The 16763-nt window shown below is 58.4% G+C and carries 17 protein-coding genes; 14 read left to right on the plus strand and 3 right to left on the minus strand.

The genetic code is table 11. From position 1 onward, the window contains the following. The first annotated feature begins 29 nt into the window (after positions 1 to 29). From AC2FFH_RS12410 to AC2FFH_RS12425, 4 genes are read left to right on the plus strand one after another with little or no spacing between them, the layout of a single operon-like run. On the plus strand, positions 30 to 314 hold the full coding sequence (locus AC2FFH_RS12410; protein WP_496844504.1) for a cupin domain-containing protein: 285 nt from the start codon (positions 30 to 32) through the stop codon (positions 312 to 314). After that, positions 311 to 1417 (plus strand): mandelate racemase/muconate lactonizing enzyme family protein, encoded by a 1107-nt coding sequence (locus AC2FFH_RS12415; protein WP_496844505.1) that lies wholly within the window; start codon positions 311 to 313, stop codon positions 1415 to 1417. Before AC2FFH_RS12410 ends, AC2FFH_RS12415 begins: the two co-directional genes overlap by 4 nt. Then, positions 1414 to 2517: a mandelate racemase/muconate lactonizing enzyme family protein gene (locus AC2FFH_RS12420; protein ID WP_496844506.1), complete on the plus strand. Its 1104-nt coding sequence runs from the start codon at positions 1414 to 1416 to the stop codon at positions 2515 to 2517. Before AC2FFH_RS12415 ends, AC2FFH_RS12420 begins: the two co-directional genes overlap by 4 nt. A 1-nt stretch (position 2518) precedes the next feature. Then, positions 2519 to 3796 (plus strand): aspartate aminotransferase family protein, encoded by a 1278-nt coding sequence (locus tag AC2FFH_RS12425; RefSeq protein ID WP_496844507.1) that lies wholly within the window; start codon positions 2519 to 2521, stop codon positions 3794 to 3796. 228 nt (positions 3797 to 4024) lie between these two features. Here AC2FFH_RS12425 and hemC read toward each other — a convergent pair whose 3' ends face one another. Further along, positions 4025 to 4984, minus strand: coding sequence for a hydroxymethylbilane synthase (hemC, locus tag AC2FFH_RS12430; protein WP_496767714.1), 960 nt, complete (start codon positions 4982 to 4984; stop codon positions 4025 to 4027). Between the two features lie 107 nt (positions 4985 to 5091). Here hemC and hemE point away from each other — a divergent pair, with 107 nt between their 5' ends. Next, positions 5092 to 6135 carry a uroporphyrinogen decarboxylase gene (hemE, locus tag AC2FFH_RS12435; RefSeq protein WP_496844508.1) on the plus strand — a complete coding sequence of 348 codons (1044 nt, stop codon included), beginning with the start codon at positions 5092 to 5094 and terminating at the stop codon, positions 6133 to 6135. Between the two features lie 47 nt (positions 6136 to 6182). Here hemE and AC2FFH_RS12440 read toward each other — a convergent pair whose 3' ends face one another. Beyond that, the gene (locus AC2FFH_RS12440) at positions 6183 to 7292 is read right to left on the minus strand and encodes a CaiB/BaiF CoA transferase family protein (RefSeq protein ID WP_496779040.1); all 1110 of its coding nucleotides are present in this window, start codon (positions 7290 to 7292) and stop codon (positions 6183 to 6185) included. A gap of 339 nt (positions 7293 to 7631) precedes the next feature. On the opposite strand from AC2FFH_RS12440, the gene AC2FFH_RS12445 reads away from it, so the two are divergent. The 6 genes from AC2FFH_RS12445 (at position 7632) to uvrC (ending at position 14318) form a co-directional block, all read left to right on the plus strand. Further along, entirely contained in the window at positions 7632 to 8561 is a 930-nt protein-coding gene (locus tag AC2FFH_RS12445) for an ABC transporter ATP-binding protein (protein WP_058273632.1), read from the plus strand. Next, positions 8558 to 9319, plus strand: a complete 762-nt coding sequence (locus tag AC2FFH_RS12450; protein ID WP_496727270.1) for an ABC transporter permease — start codon at positions 8558 to 8560, stop codon at positions 9317 to 9319. The genes AC2FFH_RS12445 and AC2FFH_RS12450 overlap by 4 nt, the downstream gene beginning before the upstream one ends. A 104-nt stretch (positions 9320 to 9423) precedes the next feature. Then, positions 9424 to 10221 carry a S49 family peptidase gene (locus AC2FFH_RS12455; RefSeq protein ID WP_496779037.1) on the plus strand — a complete coding sequence of 266 codons (798 nt, stop codon included), beginning with the start codon at positions 9424 to 9426 and terminating at the stop codon, positions 10219 to 10221. A 168-nt stretch (positions 10222 to 10389) separates the two neighbouring features. Next, complete coding sequence (locus AC2FFH_RS12460; RefSeq protein WP_496779035.1) at positions 10390 to 11352, plus strand: calcium/sodium antiporter; 963 nt, start codon at positions 10390 to 10392, stop codon at positions 11350 to 11352. A gap of 21 nt (positions 11353 to 11373) precedes the next feature. Continuing rightward, complete coding sequence (locus tag AC2FFH_RS12465) at positions 11374 to 12153, plus strand: SDR family oxidoreductase (RefSeq protein ID WP_496779033.1); 780 nt, start codon at positions 11374 to 11376, stop codon at positions 12151 to 12153. A gap of 290 nt (positions 12154 to 12443) precedes the next feature. Continuing rightward, on the plus strand, positions 12444 to 14318 hold the full coding sequence (gene uvrC, locus AC2FFH_RS12470; protein ID WP_496844509.1) for an excinuclease ABC subunit UvrC: 1875 nt from the start codon (positions 12444 to 12446) through the stop codon (positions 14316 to 14318). On the opposite strand, the gene AC2FFH_RS12475 is transcribed toward uvrC, so the two are convergent. After that, positions 14315 to 15199, minus strand: coding sequence for a DMT family transporter (locus tag AC2FFH_RS12475; RefSeq protein ID WP_496844511.1), 885 nt, complete (start codon positions 15197 to 15199; stop codon positions 14315 to 14317). The genes uvrC and AC2FFH_RS12475 overlap by 4 nt on opposite strands. A gap of 178 nt (positions 15200 to 15377) precedes the next feature. Between AC2FFH_RS12475 and pgsA the strand changes: the two genes are divergently transcribed. Genes pgsA through AC2FFH_RS12490 form a run of 3 tightly spaced genes read left to right on the plus strand, consistent with a single transcriptional unit; the run spans position 15378 to position 16743 of the window. Continuing rightward, on the plus strand, positions 15378 to 16046 hold the full coding sequence (gene pgsA / locus AC2FFH_RS12480; protein WP_282121368.1) for a CDP-diacylglycerol--glycerol-3-phosphate 3-phosphatidyltransferase: 669 nt from the start codon (positions 15378 to 15380) through the stop codon (positions 16044 to 16046). A gap of 3 nt (positions 16047 to 16049) precedes the next feature. Further along, a complete protein-coding gene (gene moaD, locus AC2FFH_RS12485; RefSeq protein WP_496727279.1) occupies positions 16050 to 16295 on the plus strand; it encodes a molybdopterin converting factor subunit 1 in 246 nt (81 codons plus the stop codon). Between the two features lie 4 nt (positions 16296 to 16299). Then, positions 16300 to 16743 carry a molybdenum cofactor biosynthesis protein MoaE gene (locus AC2FFH_RS12490; protein ID WP_282121369.1) on the plus strand — a complete coding sequence of 148 codons (444 nt, stop codon included), beginning with the start codon at positions 16300 to 16302 and terminating at the stop codon, positions 16741 to 16743. The last annotated feature ends 20 nt before the right edge of the window (positions 16744 to 16763 follow it).

Below are 16763 nucleotides of genomic sequence, written 5' to 3' on the forward strand. Positions count from 1 at the left end.
CCCAGTATCCCGATTGAGGAGTTCCGTCTATGAGACCGCAAGCCGAAGCCACTCAGATGATTGATGACGCCCGCGTGCGTGTGACGCGATTTGACTTTGCACCAGGGGCCGAAACGGGATGGCATCGCCACGCAATGGACTACGTCATCACCGCCATAACCGATTGCCATATGCGGCTGGAACTGCCCGATGGATCGGTCAATGAAGTAACGGTTGCTGCAGGAGTAACTTATCGTCGCGACGAGGGTGTCGAACACAACGTGATCAATGCCGCGTCCGCGCCGATGACCTTTGTTGAAGTGGAACTGAAATGAAAATCACTCGTCTTTCAGTCTACCATGTCGACCTACCGCTTGAGCATCCCTACTGGTTGTCTGGTGGCCGGCTGAAGTTCGAAGTGCTGGATGCAACGATTGTAAAGATCGAAACCGATTCAGGTCTGACCGGTTGGGGCGAGGGTACCCCGTGGGGCCACACATATGTTCCAGCCCACGGTCCGGGTATTCGCGCGGGGATTGAAACGATGGCACCGTTCATTCTGGGCCTTGATCCGCGACGGGTGCTGGACGTCGAACGGGCGATGGATATCGCTCTTCCTGGCCATCTTTATGCCAAAAGCCCCATTGATATGGCTTGCTGGGATATTGCGGGTCAGGCGGCGGGCCTGCCGATCGCCGATCTGATGGGCGGCGGGTCTCGCACGCCGCGCCCGATTGCCTCGTCGGTCGGTGCGAAGACCGTCGAAGAAACGCGTGAAGTGATGGAGCGCTATCGCAGCCGCGGCTACGTTGCGCATTCGGTCAAAATCGGTGGAGATGTAGAACGCGACATTGCGCGCGTCCGTGACGTGGAAAGCATCCGACGCCCCGGTGAGATCGTCCTTTATGACGTCAACCGTGGCTGGACGCGGCAGCAAGCCCTGCGGGTGATGAGCGCCTGTGAGGACCTGAATGTGATGTTTGAACAACCCTGCGAGTCGCTGGACGATATCGCCGCGATCTCGGGCCGCCACGCCTCACCCGTTTCAGTGGATGAAAGTCTTGTGACCCTGCAAGATGCCGCCCGCATTGCCCACGAAGGGTTGGCTGAGGTGTTCGGAATAAAACTGAACCGCGTCGGCGGCCTGACTAAGGCGGCGCGGATGCGGGACATCGCGTTGGCGCATGGAATCGACATGTTCGTGATGGCCACCGGTGGTTCGGTTCTGGCCGATACCGAGGCGCTGCATCTGGCGGCGACAATTCCGGATGAAAATTGCCACGCCGTCTGGGCGTGCCAGGACATGATCACCGTCGATGTTGCTGGCGGGCGAGGCCCCCGCAATATCGACGGCCACCTGCACTTGCCGGAAACGCCGGGACTTGGCGTGCAACCTGACGAGAATGCGTTGGGCGATCCTGTCGGGGTCTACCAGTGAAGATCACCAAGATAACGCTTTGGTCCGTCGACCTTACCAGCCACGAGACCTATCATATGGCCGAGGGTAAGACCTGTGCGACCGTGATCTCTCATATCCTGAGCCTTGAGACGGATACGGGCCCACAAGGTTGGGGCGAGGTCTGTCCGATCCCGCATTACCTGCCAGCTTTTGCGGGCGGAGTGCCAAGCGCGATTGCTGAGATGGGTCCCGAGATCTTGGGCATATCCCCTTACGGGGTGGACGCGCCAATGCGTAAGCTGGAAGGTTTCCTGCAGGGACATCGCTATGCCAAGTCCATAGTCGACATCGCGCTTTGGGATTTGTTCGGGCATGCAACGGGCCAGCCGGTCTATGCGTTGCTGGGTGGGCGGACGCGGAAGGACATGCCGCTGTATCACTCGATCACTTGCATCGCGCCAGATGACATGGCACGGATCGCCAAGACGGCTTTCCAGACCGGCATTCGCCAGTTTCAGGTCAAGCTGGGGGTCGAAGGCGACTGGCAGGCCGACGCCGAGCGTTTGACCAAAGTGCGTGAGGCCGTGGGACCGGGGCCTTTGGTCTATGGCGACTGGAATTGCGGTGCATCACGCCTGCACGCCACGAGAACGGGCCGGGCGGTGGCGCACTTGGATGTGATGCTGGAACAGCCCTGCAAAACACTTGAGGACTGTGCCGCGGTTCGACGGGCCACCGGCTTACCTATGAAGATAGACGAGAACGCCCATGATCTGGCGTCGCTGCGGCGCGCATATGAGCTGGGCTGCATGGATGCTGTCGCTTTGAAACTGTCAAAGTTCGGCGGGTTGTCGGCCATGCGCCGGGCGCGCGATCTGACCGTGCATTTCGGGGCCGAGATCTGCGCCGAATGTACCTGGGGCTCGGATATTGTCACCGCTGCATCGCTGCATTTTGCGGCCTCGACCCCGCACGGGTCGCTGATGAACACCTGCGACCTGTCATCTTATGTGGCGCCTCGCATTTGCCCCGACGCACCAAACCGTGAAAACGGCCGGATTGCCCCGCCCGAAGGACCGGGGTTAGGTGTTGTGCCGGACCCAGAGGTTCTTGGCCCACCAGTATTGGAGATCGTTTGAGATGCTGAAAATCAACACCCAAACCGAATGGATCGCCCGCGCGAATGAGGTACTGCCCGCCGGTGGGTTTGGTAATTTCGACCCCGGTATCGTCATCGCGCGCGGCGAAGGCAACCGGGTCTGGGATGAGGATGGCAATGAATATGTGGACTACCTAATCGGTTCGGGTCCGATGTTGCTGGGCCATGGTCATCCCGAGGTCATGGAAGCCGTGTTGGAACAACTGCCTAAGGGCATGACCTTCTTTGCCAACAACGCGCGGGGTATCGAACTGGCCGAAGCGATTGTTGACGCGGTGCCGTGTTGCGAGCAGGTCCGCTTTGTCGCTGCGGGTGGTGAGGCGGATATGTATGCCATCCGTCTGGCCCGTGCCTATACTGGCCGCAGCAAGATCCTGAAGTTCGAAGGCGGCTATCATGGGATGAGCGCCGAGGCACAGATGAGCCTGGCCCCCAGCCGCCACGTCAACTTCCCCCAAGCTGTCCCGGACAGCGCGGGCATTCCCGACAGTGTGGCCGAACAGATGCTGATCGCGCCCTTCAATGATCTTGATGCGGTGGCCAATCTACTGGCCGAGCATGATGACGTTGCCGCGATCATGGTTGAGCCGTTGCAACGAATTGTCCCTCCGGCACCCGGATACCTTCAGGGATTGCGCGATCTCTGCGATAAACACAATGTCCTGTTGATTTTCGATGAAATCGTCACCGGATTCCGTTTGGCCTATGGCGGTGCGCAAGAGAAATATGGCGTGACGCCCGATATCTGCACCTTGGGCAAAATCATCGGCGGCGGCTTCCCGTTGGCGGCGCTGGGCGCAAGCGCCGAGATCATGCAGCATTTCGACAAAGCGAAAGTGGGCGAGGAAGGCTGGCTGATGCAGTTGGGGACCTTGTCCGGCAATCCGGTCGCTTCGGCTGCCGGTTTGAAGACGATGGAGGTTTTGCGGCGCGATGGCATGTATGACCGTCTGCGTGAAATCGGTGCCGAGCTTCAGCAGATGCAGATGGATGCGCTGACCGGGGCCGGCATCCCGCATCAGATCTGCGGGGACGAAACCCTGTTCGACATCTATTTCACCGATACGGACTGTCGTGACTACCGCAGCGCCAAACATGACGACCCCCGCCGTAACGCCATCTACAACGATTCGCTGCGCGCACATGGGATTTTCAAAGCCCCCGGCAAACTCTATCCGTCTTTGGCCGTGACCCAAGCAGACCTGGATCAGACGCGGATGGCCGTCGAGAAAGCGGTTCAGGCGATCAGCGCAGCCTGAGGTCCAAAAGGCCATAAAATTAAGCGGGCCGCTGTCATTTCTGACAGCGGCCCTAACTGGTTGGATTTCAGGGTCTGGTCTCGCCCCCTCGAATACCACTTAAAACAAAACGGACTAAAAAAACTTTCGACTTTTTCGAGACCGACCCGACTTCACAACCGGTATGAATACTTTATGCGCCATCGACGGTGCTGTTTCAGTGAAGTAGTTCACTTTCCATAAACTTTTTTATTTTTTCCAATCAAAAAAGCCTGGGCCTGCCTGTTTCAGCAAGGATTCTGCCATGGCGCGACCTATTTCAGGGCCATCTGCGACCGACCCTGAGGTGTCCTCGGATATGGATTCGGATCCGTCGGGGCGCAAAACCTCACCGCGCAGGCGTAGTTGATCACCTTTTATTTCTGCCAAACCCGCGATCGGCGTTTCGCAAGAGCCGTCCAAAGCGGCCAGCAATGTGCGTTCCGCTGCCAAGCGCTGCGCGGTCTCAGCATGGTGGATGGCCTCGAGCATTTCAGCCGCACGGGAATCGTCGATACGGCGCTCGATGCCGATCGTGCCCTGGGCAATGGCGGGCAGCATGTCTTCGGCGGCGATGGCGGTTGCGGGAACCTCCTCCATATTCAGACGCCGGATGCCCGCCATGGCAAGAAACGTGCAATCGGCTACACCATCTGCCAGCTTCTTGAGGCGCGTTTGAACATTGCCCCGGAACTCGACCACATTCAGGTCCGGGCGACGGTTCAACAATTGTGCCCGCCGCCGCAGCGATGAGGTGCCCACAACTGCACCCTGCGCGAGGTCACGAATCGAGCTCAGGCTGGGTGAGATAAAGGCGTCTCGCACATCTTCGCGCGGCAGAAACGTGTCCAGGACCAGACCTTTTGGCTGTTCAACCGGCATGTCCTTGGTGGAATGCACCGCGATGTCGATATCTCCGCGCAGCATCGCCTCTTCGATTTCCTTGGTGAACAGGCCCTTGTTGCCAATCTCTTTCAGTGGGCGGTCCGCATCAATCATGGCGCGGTTGTCACCAGTGGTCTTGATTACCACAATCTCGAACGCGTCTTCGGGCAGATCAAAGGCTTTGCCCAGCCGTTGCCGGGTTTCATAGGCTTGTGCCAGCGCCAGCGGTGAGCCACGAGTGCCGATCTTGAGCGGTGATGCGGGGGTTGGCAGGGTCAAAGTCATGGGCACAGCTTTAGTCGCGTCACTTTGCCCTGACAATGGGGGCAGAGCTTGACAAATTGCCACTGAGGCACGACCCGTTGCGACAAACCTGACGATTGGGGACAAAGATGGCCGAGACAAAGAAACTGCTGCGGGCGCTGGCGGGTGAGGTGCAGGACGTGCCGCCGATCTGGATGATGCGGCAGGCCGGGCGGTATCTGCCCGAATATCGCGCGACTCGGGCACAGGCCGGGGATTTTCTGTCTTTGTGCTATAACCCCGAGTTGGCGGCCGAGGTGACGTTACAGCCGATCCGCCGCTATGGTTTCGACGCGGCTATTCTGTTTGCTGACATTCTGTTGGTGCCGCAAGCTCTGGGTGCGGATCTGTGGTTTGTCACAGGTGAGGGGCCGCGGTTGTCGACGATCACTCAGCAATCCGATTTTGATGCGCTGAAACCGGTATCGGATATCCATGAAACCCTGTCGCCGGTGTACGAAACTGTCCGAATTCTTTCGCGAGAATTGCCATCCGAAACCACCCTTATCGGGTTCGCAGGCGCGCCATGGACCGTTGCGACCTACATGATCGCCGGTCGCGGCACGCCAGATCAGGGACCGGCTCATGCGCTGCGCGAGGAAAACACCGCCCTGTTCGAAGCGCTACTGGAGCGGATCACGCTGGCCACCATCGAATATCTTTCGGCCCAAATCGAGGCCGGGGCCGAGGTGGTGAAGATTTTCGACAGCTGGGCCGGGTCGCTGAAGGGCGAGGCGTTTCAGAAATACGCGGTCGAGCCTTGCCGTGTGATCACGCAGGCTATCAAGCAGCGCCATCCCGGTATCCCGGTGATCGGCTTCCCGCGCGAAGCAGGTGATGGTTACAAAGGTTTTGCCAAGACCACCGGCGTGGATTGCGTCGCGCTGGACAACTCTGTGTCGCCGGATTGGGCGGTCGAGCATGTGCAGGTGGATGGCTGCGTTCAGGGCAATCTGGCCTCGTCACACATGGTGACCGGCGGACAGGCGCTGGTGGATGAGACGCGTCAGATCGTCGAGGCGTTCTCGAAAGGACCGCATATCTTTAATCTGGGCCACGGGATCACACCCGATGCCGATCCCGATAATGTTCAGCTGATGATCGACACGGTGCGGTCGTGGCGGGACGCGTAGAGGGGCCAGCCCCACTTGGATTTTGGCCAACTCACCCAGGGAGATTTTTAGCCAGGTGAGGGGTCAGGAGGCGCGTCGATAGACAGCTGATCCAGAATGTCCTGCCTGTGTTCGCCTCGGCGGGGGCTGGGTTTGGGCTGCCATGTCTCGGTCGAAAAGCGGGGTGCGGCCGCGGCCTGCAATGCGCCGTCATGGTCGATCCAGGTTTGGCGCGCGGCGTTCATGGGATGGGCTTGCGCCTCGACCGGGTCGAGTACGGGCGCGACGCAGGCGTCGGATCCCTGGAACATATCGGCCCAGTGGGCGCGGGGTTTGCTGGCAAAAATTTCTGAGAGTCGCTGTGTGAGTTTGGGCCAAAGTGCCGGAACATATTGGTTTTTGAATTCGGGATCGCCTGAGAGCCCCAGTTTTTGCAGGAATTCGGCGTAGAACTTGGGTTCAAGACACTGGACGGTCATGAACCCCCCGTCCAGACACGCGTAGGTGCGGCTCCAATGCGGGCCGTCCAACAGGCTGTGACCACGCGTCTCAGACAGATTTCCGGATTGGCGCATGCTCATCAACAGGTTCATCATGTGGGCTGAGCCGTCATAGATGGCCGCATCAACCACGGTGCCCTGTCCGGTCCGCTGCGCGTTGAGAATCCCGGCTAGAATTCCGGTGACAAGATACATGGCACCGCCGCCAATATCCCCGACCAGAGTCGCAGGGGTCTGCGGGGGCTGGCCCGCGGCCGAGGCGTACCACAATGCCCCGGACAGAGAGATATAGTTCAGATCGTGCCCGGCAGTTGCGGAGAGCGGGCTGTCCTGACCCCATCCGGTCATGCGACCATAGACCAGTTTGGGGTTGGTTTCCTGAAAAGCGTCGGGGCCAAGCCCCAGCTTTTCCATCACACCTGGGCGAAACCCTTCGATCAGCGCGTCGGCCGAGGCCATCAGGCGTCTTGCGATGTCCAGATCGGCTGTATCCTTCAAATTCAGATCAATCGAGCGTTTGCCGCGATCCAGGACGGATTGCTCGGGCATACCAGGTCCGGCAGGCTGGCCCTTGCGGTGGATCGTGATGACGTCCGCCCCCAGATCGGCCAGTAACATGGCTGCAAAAGGACCTGGCCCCAAACCTTCAACTTCAATGATCCGTATTCCGCTGAGCATGGGCCTTCTCCTTTTGGCGCAAGTTTTCGGGGATGCCCAGGGATTGCAAGACCAGATTCAACTGACTGTGATAGTGCGCCTGCATCCGCCGCAGCGTTTGATGTTGGCCGCAATTGAACCGCACGGTGCCCGCAGCCTATCGGCAAGGACAACATTATGCGCGTTTGCCTGATGCGTGTTTGCTAATTGAGCATGTACACAAGCGGACTACCGAATGGCGGCGGTGCCGCAGACCTGACACAGCCGCGCGCCCACAAAAAAGCGCAGAACAATGTGCGGAATTGACCTGTTCTGTGCCGGGCCGTCGGGGTAGTGTCCCCGCCAGAACAGGGAATGTGCATGACAACTATTCTGTCCATCAGGGATTTGCGTAAGTCCTATGCCGACGGATTCGAGGCGCTCAAAGGGGTGTCCTTGGATATCGAGCAGGGCGAAATTCTGGCGTTGCTGGGCCCGAATGGGGCTGGCAAGACGACCCTAATTTCCACCGTGTGCGGCATAACCACTCCGACTTCTGGCACCGTTACTGTAGGTGGGCATGACATCCAGACCGAATTTCGTGCAGCGCGGCGGATGATCGGGCTGGTGCCGCAGGAAATCGCGCTTGAGCCGTTTGAGAAAGTTTGGAACACGGTCCGGTTCTCTCGCGGCCTGTTCGGATATGGCAGCGACAACGCCCGGATCGAAGAGATCCTGCGCAAGCTGTCTTTGTGGGACAAGCGTAAAAACGCGATCAAGGAACTGTCCGGCGGCATGAAGCGCCGCGTGCTGATTGCCAAGGCCCTGGCACATGAGCCGCGCGTGCTGTTCCTGGATGAGCCGACCGCCGGCGTAGATGTCGAACTGCGCAAGGATATGTGGGAGATCGTGGCCGAGCTGAAAAAGGCCGGGGTAACCATCATCCTGACGACACATTACATCGAAGAGGCCGAAGCCATCGCCGACAGGGTAGGTGTGATCGACAAGGGTGAGCTGCGGCTGGTCCAGGACAAGAACACCCTGATGGCCCAGATGGGCAAGAAACAGATCGAGGTTATGCTGGCCGATCCTATCCAGGCCATTCCCGACAGTCTGGCTGTGCATAACCTGACGTTGAACGGCAATGGCGACGCGCTGGTCTATACCTATGACACCCACGCGGACCGCACTGGGATCACCACTTTGCTGAACGACGTGGCGCAGGCGGGGCTTGTTCTGCGCGACGTGCAGACCCGGCAGTCGAGCCTGGAAGAGATTTTCGTGAACCTGGTATCCGGAGAACCCGCATGAACTGGTCTGCCATCGCAGCAATCTACCGGTTCGAAATGGCCCGATTCTTCCGCACTCTGGCACAGAGCTTTCTGTCGCCGGTCCTGTCGACCTCATTGTATTTTGTGGTCTTCGGCACTGCGATCGGCAGCCGCATCCAAGAGGTCGAGGGTGTATCTTATGGCGCGTTCATCGTGCCAGGGCTTATCATGTTGTCCGTTGTGATGCTGGCAATCTCGAACGCGTCTTTCGGGATCTACTTCCCGAAATTCCTTGGTACGATATACGAACTGTTGTCGGCGCCAGTGAATTTTATTGAGATCGTAATAGGTTACGTCGGGGCCGCCGCCACCAAGTCGTTGTTTGTCGGGCTGGTAATCTTGGTGACAGCCACATTCTTCGTGGACATACGCATCGAACATCCCTTTGCGATGGCAGCGTTCCTGATCCTGTCCTGCCTCAGTTTTTCGCTGTTGGGCTTTATCGTAGGGATATGGGCCAGCAACTTTGAACAAATATCTTTGGTGCCACAGCTGGTTATCACGCCACTGATCTTTCTGGGCGGAACGTTCTATTCGATCTCGATGCTGCCGCCTGTTTGGCAGACGATCACCCTGTTCAATCCGGTTGTTTACCTGATTTCCGGGTTCCGCTGGTCGTTTTACGGGTTGGCCGATGTCCCGATCGGATTCAGCCTGCTGGCGATTCTGGTGTTCACGGGGACTTGTCTGGCTGTGATCGGCTGGATATTCAAAACCGGTTGGCGTATTCGCAGCTAGGGCGTTGCATTTTTGCCCGCCACGTGTGTGAATTTGGTTCACGTCACGTCTAAGGCTCGAACGGTCCCTTGTTTAGGGCTCAGCCGCACTCTACATCGGCACCCATGAAGCTCAGCCTGCCATTTGTCAAAAAGCAGCCCCTCGTGGCCGTGGTTCGCCTATCCGGCGCTATCGGAATGGCGGGGCGTGGATCGTTGAACGATACCGCGCTGGCCCCCGTTCTGGAAAAGGCGTTTCGCAAAGGTAAACCTGCGGCCGTGGCGCTTGAGATCAACTCGCCCGGTGGATCGCCGGTGCAAAGCTCTCTGATCGGGTCGCGAATCCGGCGGCTGTCGGAAGAGCTTGAGATCCCCGTTATTGCCTTCGTCGAAGACGTTGCAGCGTCTGGCGGCTACTGGCTGGCCGCTGCCGCCGACGAAATTTGGGCCGATGACAGCTCGGTCCTGGGGTCGATCGGTGTGATTTCGGCCGGGTTTGGCGCGCATGTCCTTCTGGCGCGGCAAGGCATCGAGCGGCGCGTACATACGGCGGGCAAATCAAAGTCAATGCTCGACCCGTTTTCGCCGGAAAAAGAAGAAGATGTCGCGCGACTTCAGGGCTTGCTGGGTGATATCCACGCGAACTTCATCGACCATGTCAAAGCCCGCCGCGGTGACAAGCTGGATCAAAGTGCGGATCTGTTCACGGGCGAGGTCTGGCTTGCCAGGCGTGCGCAAGAACTGGGCCTGATTGACGGCGTTGCACACCTGAGGCCAAAAATGCAGGAGCGGTTCGGCGACAAGGTGAAGTTCCGCCGCTATGGTCTGCGCAAACCGTTCTGGTCGCGGTTCGGGACCACACTTGCCCAGGACGCCATAACCGGAATTGAGGAGCGGGCGGCCTACGCGCGCTTTGGTTTGTGACGTGATCGTCAAGGTTGTCACCCTTTTCCTGATTGCCATGGGTGTCCTGGCGATGTTCGGCAAGTTGCGCTTTCCGGGGCAGAAGAAGTTGCAGTCTGCAAGATGTCCGCGCTGTGGACGGTTCAGTATCGGTAAGGGGCCTTGCTCCTGCGAAAAAGGAGGCCGTACATGACGGCATGGCTGTTATCCGGCCTCGGCTTGCTGATCTTGCTTCTCGCAGGTGATGCTCTGGTCCGCGGTGCAGTGAACCTGAGCCTGCGCCTGGGTGTACCAGCCCTGATCGTCAGCCTGACCATTGTGGCCTTTGGCACCTCTGCCCCCGAGCTGTTGATCGCGATCAGCGCGATCAAGGAAAACGCGCCGGGGATTGCGCTGGGTAACGTGGTCGGGTCGAATACGGCGAACATCTTGCTGGTTCTGGGTCTGCCAGCCTTGCTTGCCACGCTTCACACCAGTGAATGCAACACCAGAAGAAACTATGTGTTCATGTTACTGGCCACGGTGCTGTTCATCGGTCTGGCATTCTGCGGTGTATTCAATTTGGCTAGCGGCGCAATTTTGCTAGCTGCTTTGGGTTTGGTCCTGTTCAACGCATTCCGCGATGCGCGCGCGCATCGCAGAGCCTGCGGTGAAGCCTGTGGGGAAGAGGATGAGTTGGAAGGTCTGGAAGAGGCCGATCCGGACATGCCCTATTGGAAGCTATCGATCTATCTGGTCCTGGGCCTGATCGGCCTGCCGATGGGTGCACATCTTCTGGTCGACAACGCCACGATCATTGCCCGCACATATGGCGTCAGCGAAACGATTATCGGACTGACGCTGATCGCAGTTGGGACATCCTTGCCGGAACTGGCCACGACCGTCATGGCGGCCTTGCGCAGACAGGCGGATGTCGCCTTGGGCAACGTGATCGGGTCGAACATGTTCAACCTTTTGGCCATCGTCGGTATCGCCACTTTGTTTGGACGTATCCCTGTGGACCCGGAATTCCTGCGTTTCGATCTGTGGGTCATGCTGGGCGCATCGCTTCTGTTGATCCCGTTCGTGTTCTTGAAACAAGATATCACACGCGGCTGGGGTCTGGTGTTGACGCTGCTGTATGCCGTCTACATCGTCTCGCTGTTGGCGTGACCTGAAGATAGGGGGAAATCCATGGCCCGAGCATTAGTGACCGGTGCAGGTATTCGTCTTGGTCGGGCAATGGCCCTGTATCTGGCAAAGCGGGGATATGACGTCGCCGTGCACTATGCGACGTCTGAACAACCTGCCGCCGAGACCGTAGCCGAGGTGCAGGCGCTTGGGCGCAAGGCGGTCGCCTTGCACGCCGATCTGCTGGATGAGGCGCAGGTCCTGACCTTGCTGCCCCGTGCGGCAGAGGCGTTGGGTGGACCAATCACCTGTCTGGTGAACAACGCATCGATTTTTGAATACGACGGCCTTCAAACCGCCACGCGGCAAAGCTGGGACCGGCATCTCGACAGCAACCTGCGCGCGCCATTCGTTCTGACGCAGGCCATGGCTGCGCAGGGGCTGAAGCCGGGCACGGACGAGGCGGGCGAACCTGTTGCCACCGGCCTGATCGTCAACATGGTCGATATGCGGGTGCGCAAGCTCACGCCAGAGTTCATGACCTATACGATTGCCAAAATGGGTCTGTGGGCCTTGACCCGAACCTCGGCGCAGGCGCTCACGCCAGCGATCCGCGTCAATGCGATCGGGCCAGGACCAACGATGCAGGGCCACCGGCAAAGCGAAGAACACTTTCAGGCGCAGCGCGCAAACACGGTTCTGGAACGCGGGTCGAACCCGTCAGATATCACTGCCGCCTTGGGCTATTTCCTAGATGCGCACGCGGTCACGGGGCAGCTTTTATGCGTCGACGGCGGGCAGCATCTGGGGTGGAAAACGCCGGACGTTCTGGGCCTTGAATAAGTAAAACTGCTGTAAGTTTTGCACCGCTCTCATTTCTGTTACCTACTCGTTACAAAAATGTCTTTTTTTTCATACACTTGCCTTGTGAATGAAAATATTTACAATAAAAACAATAGGTTAAGTATTTGCTTATTTTTTGTGCAAATCAAGGATTCCTTAATGAAACAAGGGAAATTTGCCAAGCTCAGAAACTTATCTTCACACTTATCCACAGAAACCGTGGATTTGTTTTCTCTTGATCTGAAGGCCACAAGATTGCAGCCATGGTCAGAGAATCATATCTCAGGCAAATGACGACAGACAGCGACCCGACCCAAGACACTCAAATGACCGGCTATGCGTGCATTCAGCGGTATCTGAAAACGCTGGACAGTTCCCCCGGTGTGTATCGCATGTTGGATGCGGACAGCCGGGTTCTGTACGTGGGCAAAGCGCGTAATCTCAAGGCGCGTGTGTCGAACTATGCGCGGCCGGGGCATTCGGGGCGGATTGAGCGGATGATCGCGGCGACAGCCTCGATGATGTTCCTGACCACAAGGACTGAGACCGAGGCGCTGTTGCTGGAACAGAACCTGATCAAGCAGCTCAAGCCCAAGTACAACGTGCTGCTGCGCGACGACAAAAGCTTTCCCAATATTCTGGTCGCCAAGGACCATGCCTTTCCGCAGATCAAAAAGCACCGTGGCGCGAAGAAAGAGAAGGGGACCTATTTCGGCCCCTTCGCCAGTGCAGGCGCGGTCAATCGGACGTTGAACCAGCTGCAAAAGGCGTTTCTGTTGCGCAATTGCTCGGATTCCATGTTTGACGGCCGCACGCGGCCCTGTCTGCTTTATCAGATCAAGCGGTGCTCGGGGCCATGCGTTGGTCTGATCTCGGATGACGAATACGGCGAAAGCGTCAAAGATGCCGAGCGGTTCCTGTCGGGGCGGTCGACCAAAGTGCAAGAGGAGCTGGCCGAACAGATGATGGCCGCGTCCGAGGCGATGGAGTTCGAACGTGCCGCCGGGCTGCGAGATCGCATTCGGGCGCTGACGCAGGTGCAGACTTCGCAGGGAATCAATCCGCGCGGTGTGGCTGAGGCGGATGTGATTGGCCTTTATTTGGACAGCGGGCAGGCTTGTGTTCAGGTGTTCTTTATCCGCGCCAATCAAAACTGGGGAAACAAGGATTTCTATCCTCGTGTCGGTGCGGATGTGTCCGCGGCTGAGGTGATGGAGGCTTTCCTTGGCCAGTTCTACGACAACAAGGAACCGCCGCGGCAACTGATCCTTTCGGATGCCGTCGAAAACGCTGACCTGATGCAAGAAGCACTAAGCGAGAAGGCGGGACGCAAGGTCGAAATTTTGGTGCCTCAACGGGGTGAGAAACAGGAACTGATTGCAGGGGCCTTGCGCAACGCGCGGGAATCCTTGGCCCGTCGGATGTCGGAAAGCGCCACGCAGGCCAAGCTGTTGCGTGGCGTGGCCGAAGCGTTTGATCTGGACAGCCCGCCGAACCGGATCGAGGTTTACGATAACTCTCATATCCAAGGCACCAACGCTGTTGGTGGGATGATCGTGGCAGGCCCAGAAGGGTTCATGAAAAATGCCTATCGAAAGTTCAACATTCGGGGCGACGACCTGACCCCTGGTGACGATTTCGGGATGATGAAAGAGGTTCTGACCCGCCGCTTTACCCGCTTGCAAAAAGAGGATCCGGATCGTGACAAGGGATTGTGGCCCGACCTGTTGCTAATCGACGGCGGCGCGGGGCAGGTGAGTGCTGTGCGCGAAATCATGGTCGAGCATGGGGTCGAAGATATCCCTATGGTCGGTGTTGCAAAGGGGGTTGATCGTGATCACGGTAAAGAAGAGTTCCACCGTACCGGTCAGCGCCCTTTTGCATTAAAACGCAACGACCCGGTGCTATATTTTATTCAGCGCCTGCGGGATGAGGCGCACCGGTTTGCAATCGGCACTCACCGTGCCAAACGGGCCAAAGCGGTCGGCGCGACGCCGTTGGACGAAATCCCCGGAGTTGGTGCCGCGCGTAAGCGTGCATTGCTGGCGCATTTTGGCAGTGCCAAGGCGGTCAGCCGGGCCAATCTGGCGGATTTGAAAGCGGTCGAGGGGATCTCAGCCGGGTTGGCGCAAAAGGTCTACGACTTCTTCCACGACAAAGGCTAGGCCTTGCGCCCGCGCCACAATATGTACAGGCCCGAGGCGACGATCAGCGAACTGCCGATCCACATCGTCTGGTCGAGATCCTCGCCAAAGAAGACCACACCCAGGGCGACACCAAACAGCAGGCGGGAATAGCGGAAGGGCGTGACGGCGGATACTTCTCCCGTCCGCATGGCTTTCATCAAGGAACCGTATGCGATTGCGCCAAGGCCTACGGCTCCGGCGACATGCAGGCACGTGTGGAAGGGCACAGGCGCGATGGGGGCCTGTTCCCAAAAGCTGTAGGCAAACCCGGCGACAATCACGCTGACAAAGCCGTAGAACCCTAAAACTTCGGTTCCAAGGCTGGCGGGTGCGACCCGGCTGGCCAGATCGCGACCTGCAAATCCCAACATCCCCAGCACGGCCAGCAGGGACAGGATGGTGAAACTGTCACCAGTTGGTTGGATGATGATCACAACGCCGATCAGGCCAACGAGAATGGCGCTCCACCGCCGCCAACCAACGGTCTCTCCGAATAGCAGCGCGGCACAGGCGACGACCACAAGCGGGGTGGCCTGCAGGATAACGGTTGCAGATGACAAGGGCGTCAGTGTGATAGCCAGGACGTAGAACAGCCGTCCGAGAATTTCGAACACCGCGCGGATTTTCATCGCGGGTGACAGAACATCCGGTTGCAACAGCCGCGTGCCACGTGCCATCGCGACACAGGCAAAGATCACCGCGCCACCCAATCCGAACAGGACAAGAATTTGCCAGACGGGCAAGGCAACCGCCGCCGCTTTCAGCAGCGCGTCTTCCAGTGCGAAACATGCCATCGCGCCGATCATCCATGCGCTACCGATCAGGTTCGCGCGCGCGTCGGTCTCAATATTTGGGGTCATCGGTTCGTCTTTGCCATTGGGCCTAATGGGCGGCACTCTGACGACAATCCGACCCGGGGCCAAGGCCAATAACCGCAGCCGCGCCGGACTGCGGCGCTTTGACCAAGCCTCTGTGATCGGTACAGTTTTTTTCCGCCCCGTCTTTCCTGTCCCCGGTCAGCGATGTAGGGTCTGCTTCATGAAGTGGAACCTGCCGAATATCCTGACCGTCCTGCGCCTACTGGCCGCGCCCGGTCTGGCCGTAATGTTTCTGTATTTCACCAGACCCTATGCAGACTGGTTTGCGCTGATCCTGTTTCTGACGGCAGCCATTACCGACTGGTTCGACGGATATCTGGCGCGTGCGTGGAAACAGGAAACCAAGATCGGCGCCATGTTGGACCCGATTGCGGACAAGGCGATGGTGGTGATCGCGCTGATGATCCTTGTGGGTTACTCCGCTGAGCACTGGACGCCCTGGTTGGTATTACCTGCCACAGTAATCCTGTTCCGCGAAGTTTTTGTCTCAGGCCTGCGGGAGTATCTGGGCGATACAGCTGGAACGCTGAAGGTCACAAAGCTGGCGAAATGGAAAACGACCGCGCAGATGGTGGCGATTGCCATTCTGTTTTCGCAGGGGATTTTCGAACACTATTTTGTGATGGCTACATTTGGCATGGATGCCGCGACTATGGATCAGGTTCTGACAGGTCAATTGGAAGACCTGAATCATATGCGCTGGCACCTCGAGGCGATGTTCTGGTCCGGTCGCATTGGGCTGTGGCTGTTGTGGATCGCGGCGGCCCTGACATTGATCACCGGCTATGACTACCTACGTAAAGCCATGCCCCATCTGAAGGAGAGCTAAGGGATGGACGTGCTGTATTTTGCATGGGTACGCGAACGGATCGGCCTGCCGAAAGAACGGATCGAGACCAAGGCCGCGACCGTATCCGATCTGGTCGCCGAGCTGAGCGCGCGTGAAGACCGCTATGCTGCCGCATTTGCGGACCTGTCCGCACTGCGCGTGGCACTGGATCAGGAGCTGTCCGATTTTGACGCATCGCTTGCTGGTGTGCGCGAAGTGGCTTTTTTCCCGCCAATGACCGGCGGCTAAAACCATGCGCATCGCGGTTCAGGAAGAAGAATTTGATCTTGGGGCCGAAGCCAATACCTTCGCTGCCGGAGACGATGCCAACGGCGCCATCGTGACCTTTACCGGCGTGGTGCGCGATCTGGCATCCGGTGATCTGGATGTGATGGAGATCGAGCATTACCCCGGTATGACCGAACGCGCGCTAACCAAAATAGCCGAAGAGGCACAGCAGCGCTGGTCGTTGGGCGATGTTCTGGTGATCCACCGCCACGGGCGCCTTGCCCCCGGGGACCGAATCATGATGGTGGCTACTGCCGCGCGGCACCGCAAGGATGCGTTTGAGGCGGCAGAATACCTGATGGATTACCTAAAATCCCGCGCGCCATTCTGGAAAAAAGAAATCACCACATCCGGCGCGGAATGGGTCGCAGCCAAGGATGAGGATGAAGATGCGCTGACGCGGTGGTAGGTTCTGTGCCCGGCACCGGA

The sequence above is a fragment of the Ruegeria sp. YTSC003 genome (assembly GCF_059609785.1).

What these genes read in the sequence shown, in the direction of transcription:
- AC2FFH_RS12415 (WP_496844505.1), top strand. Translation starts at nt 311, where the DNA reads ATGAAAATCACTCGTCTTTCAGTCTACCATGTCGACCTACCGCTTGAG.
- pgsA (WP_282121368.1), top strand. Translation starts at nt 15,378, where the DNA reads ATGAAGTGGAACCTGCCGAATATCCTGACCGTCCTGCGCCTACTGGCC.
- moaD (WP_496727279.1), top strand. Translation starts at nt 16,050, where the DNA reads ATGGACGTGCTGTATTTTGCATGGGTACGCGAACGGATCGGCCTGCCG.
- AC2FFH_RS12445 (WP_058273632.1), top strand. Translation starts at nt 7,632, where the DNA reads ATGACAACTATTCTGTCCATCAGGGATTTGCGTAAGTCCTATGCCGAC.
- AC2FFH_RS12465 (WP_496779033.1), top strand. Translation starts at nt 11,374, where the DNA reads ATGGCCCGAGCATTAGTGACCGGTGCAGGTATTCGTCTTGGTCGGGCA.
- AC2FFH_RS12425 (WP_496844507.1), top strand. Translation starts at nt 2,519, where the DNA reads ATGCTGAAAATCAACACCCAAACCGAATGGATCGCCCGCGCGAATGAG.
- AC2FFH_RS12475 (WP_496844511.1), bottom strand. Translation starts at nt 15,199, where the DNA reads ATGACCCCAAATATTGAGACCGACGCGCGCGCGAACCTGATCGGTAGC.
- hemE (WP_496844508.1), top strand. Translation starts at nt 5,092, where the DNA reads ATGGCCGAGACAAAGAAACTGCTGCGGGCGCTGGCGGGTGAGGTGCAG.
- AC2FFH_RS12450 (WP_496727270.1), top strand. Translation starts at nt 8,558, where the DNA reads ATGAACTGGTCTGCCATCGCAGCAATCTACCGGTTCGAAATGGCCCGA.
- hemC (WP_496767714.1), bottom strand. Translation starts at nt 4,984, where the DNA reads ATGACTTTGACCCTGCCAACCCCCGCATCACCGCTCAAGATCGGCACT.
- uvrC (WP_496844509.1), top strand. Translation starts at nt 12,444, where the DNA reads ATGACGACAGACAGCGACCCGACCCAAGACACTCAAATGACCGGCTAT.
- AC2FFH_RS12460 (WP_496779035.1), top strand. Translation starts at nt 10,390, where the DNA reads ATGACGGCATGGCTGTTATCCGGCCTCGGCTTGCTGATCTTGCTTCTC.
- AC2FFH_RS12455 (WP_496779037.1), top strand. Translation starts at nt 9,424, where the DNA reads ATGAAGCTCAGCCTGCCATTTGTCAAAAAGCAGCCCCTCGTGGCCGTG.
- AC2FFH_RS12440 (WP_496779040.1), bottom strand. Translation starts at nt 7,292, where the DNA reads ATGCTCAGCGGAATACGGATCATTGAAGTTGAAGGTTTGGGGCCAGGT.
- AC2FFH_RS12490 (WP_282121369.1), top strand. Translation starts at nt 16,300, where the DNA reads ATGCGCATCGCGGTTCAGGAAGAAGAATTTGATCTTGGGGCCGAAGCC.
- AC2FFH_RS12410 (WP_496844504.1), top strand. Translation starts at nt 30, where the DNA reads ATGAGACCGCAAGCCGAAGCCACTCAGATGATTGATGACGCCCGCGTG.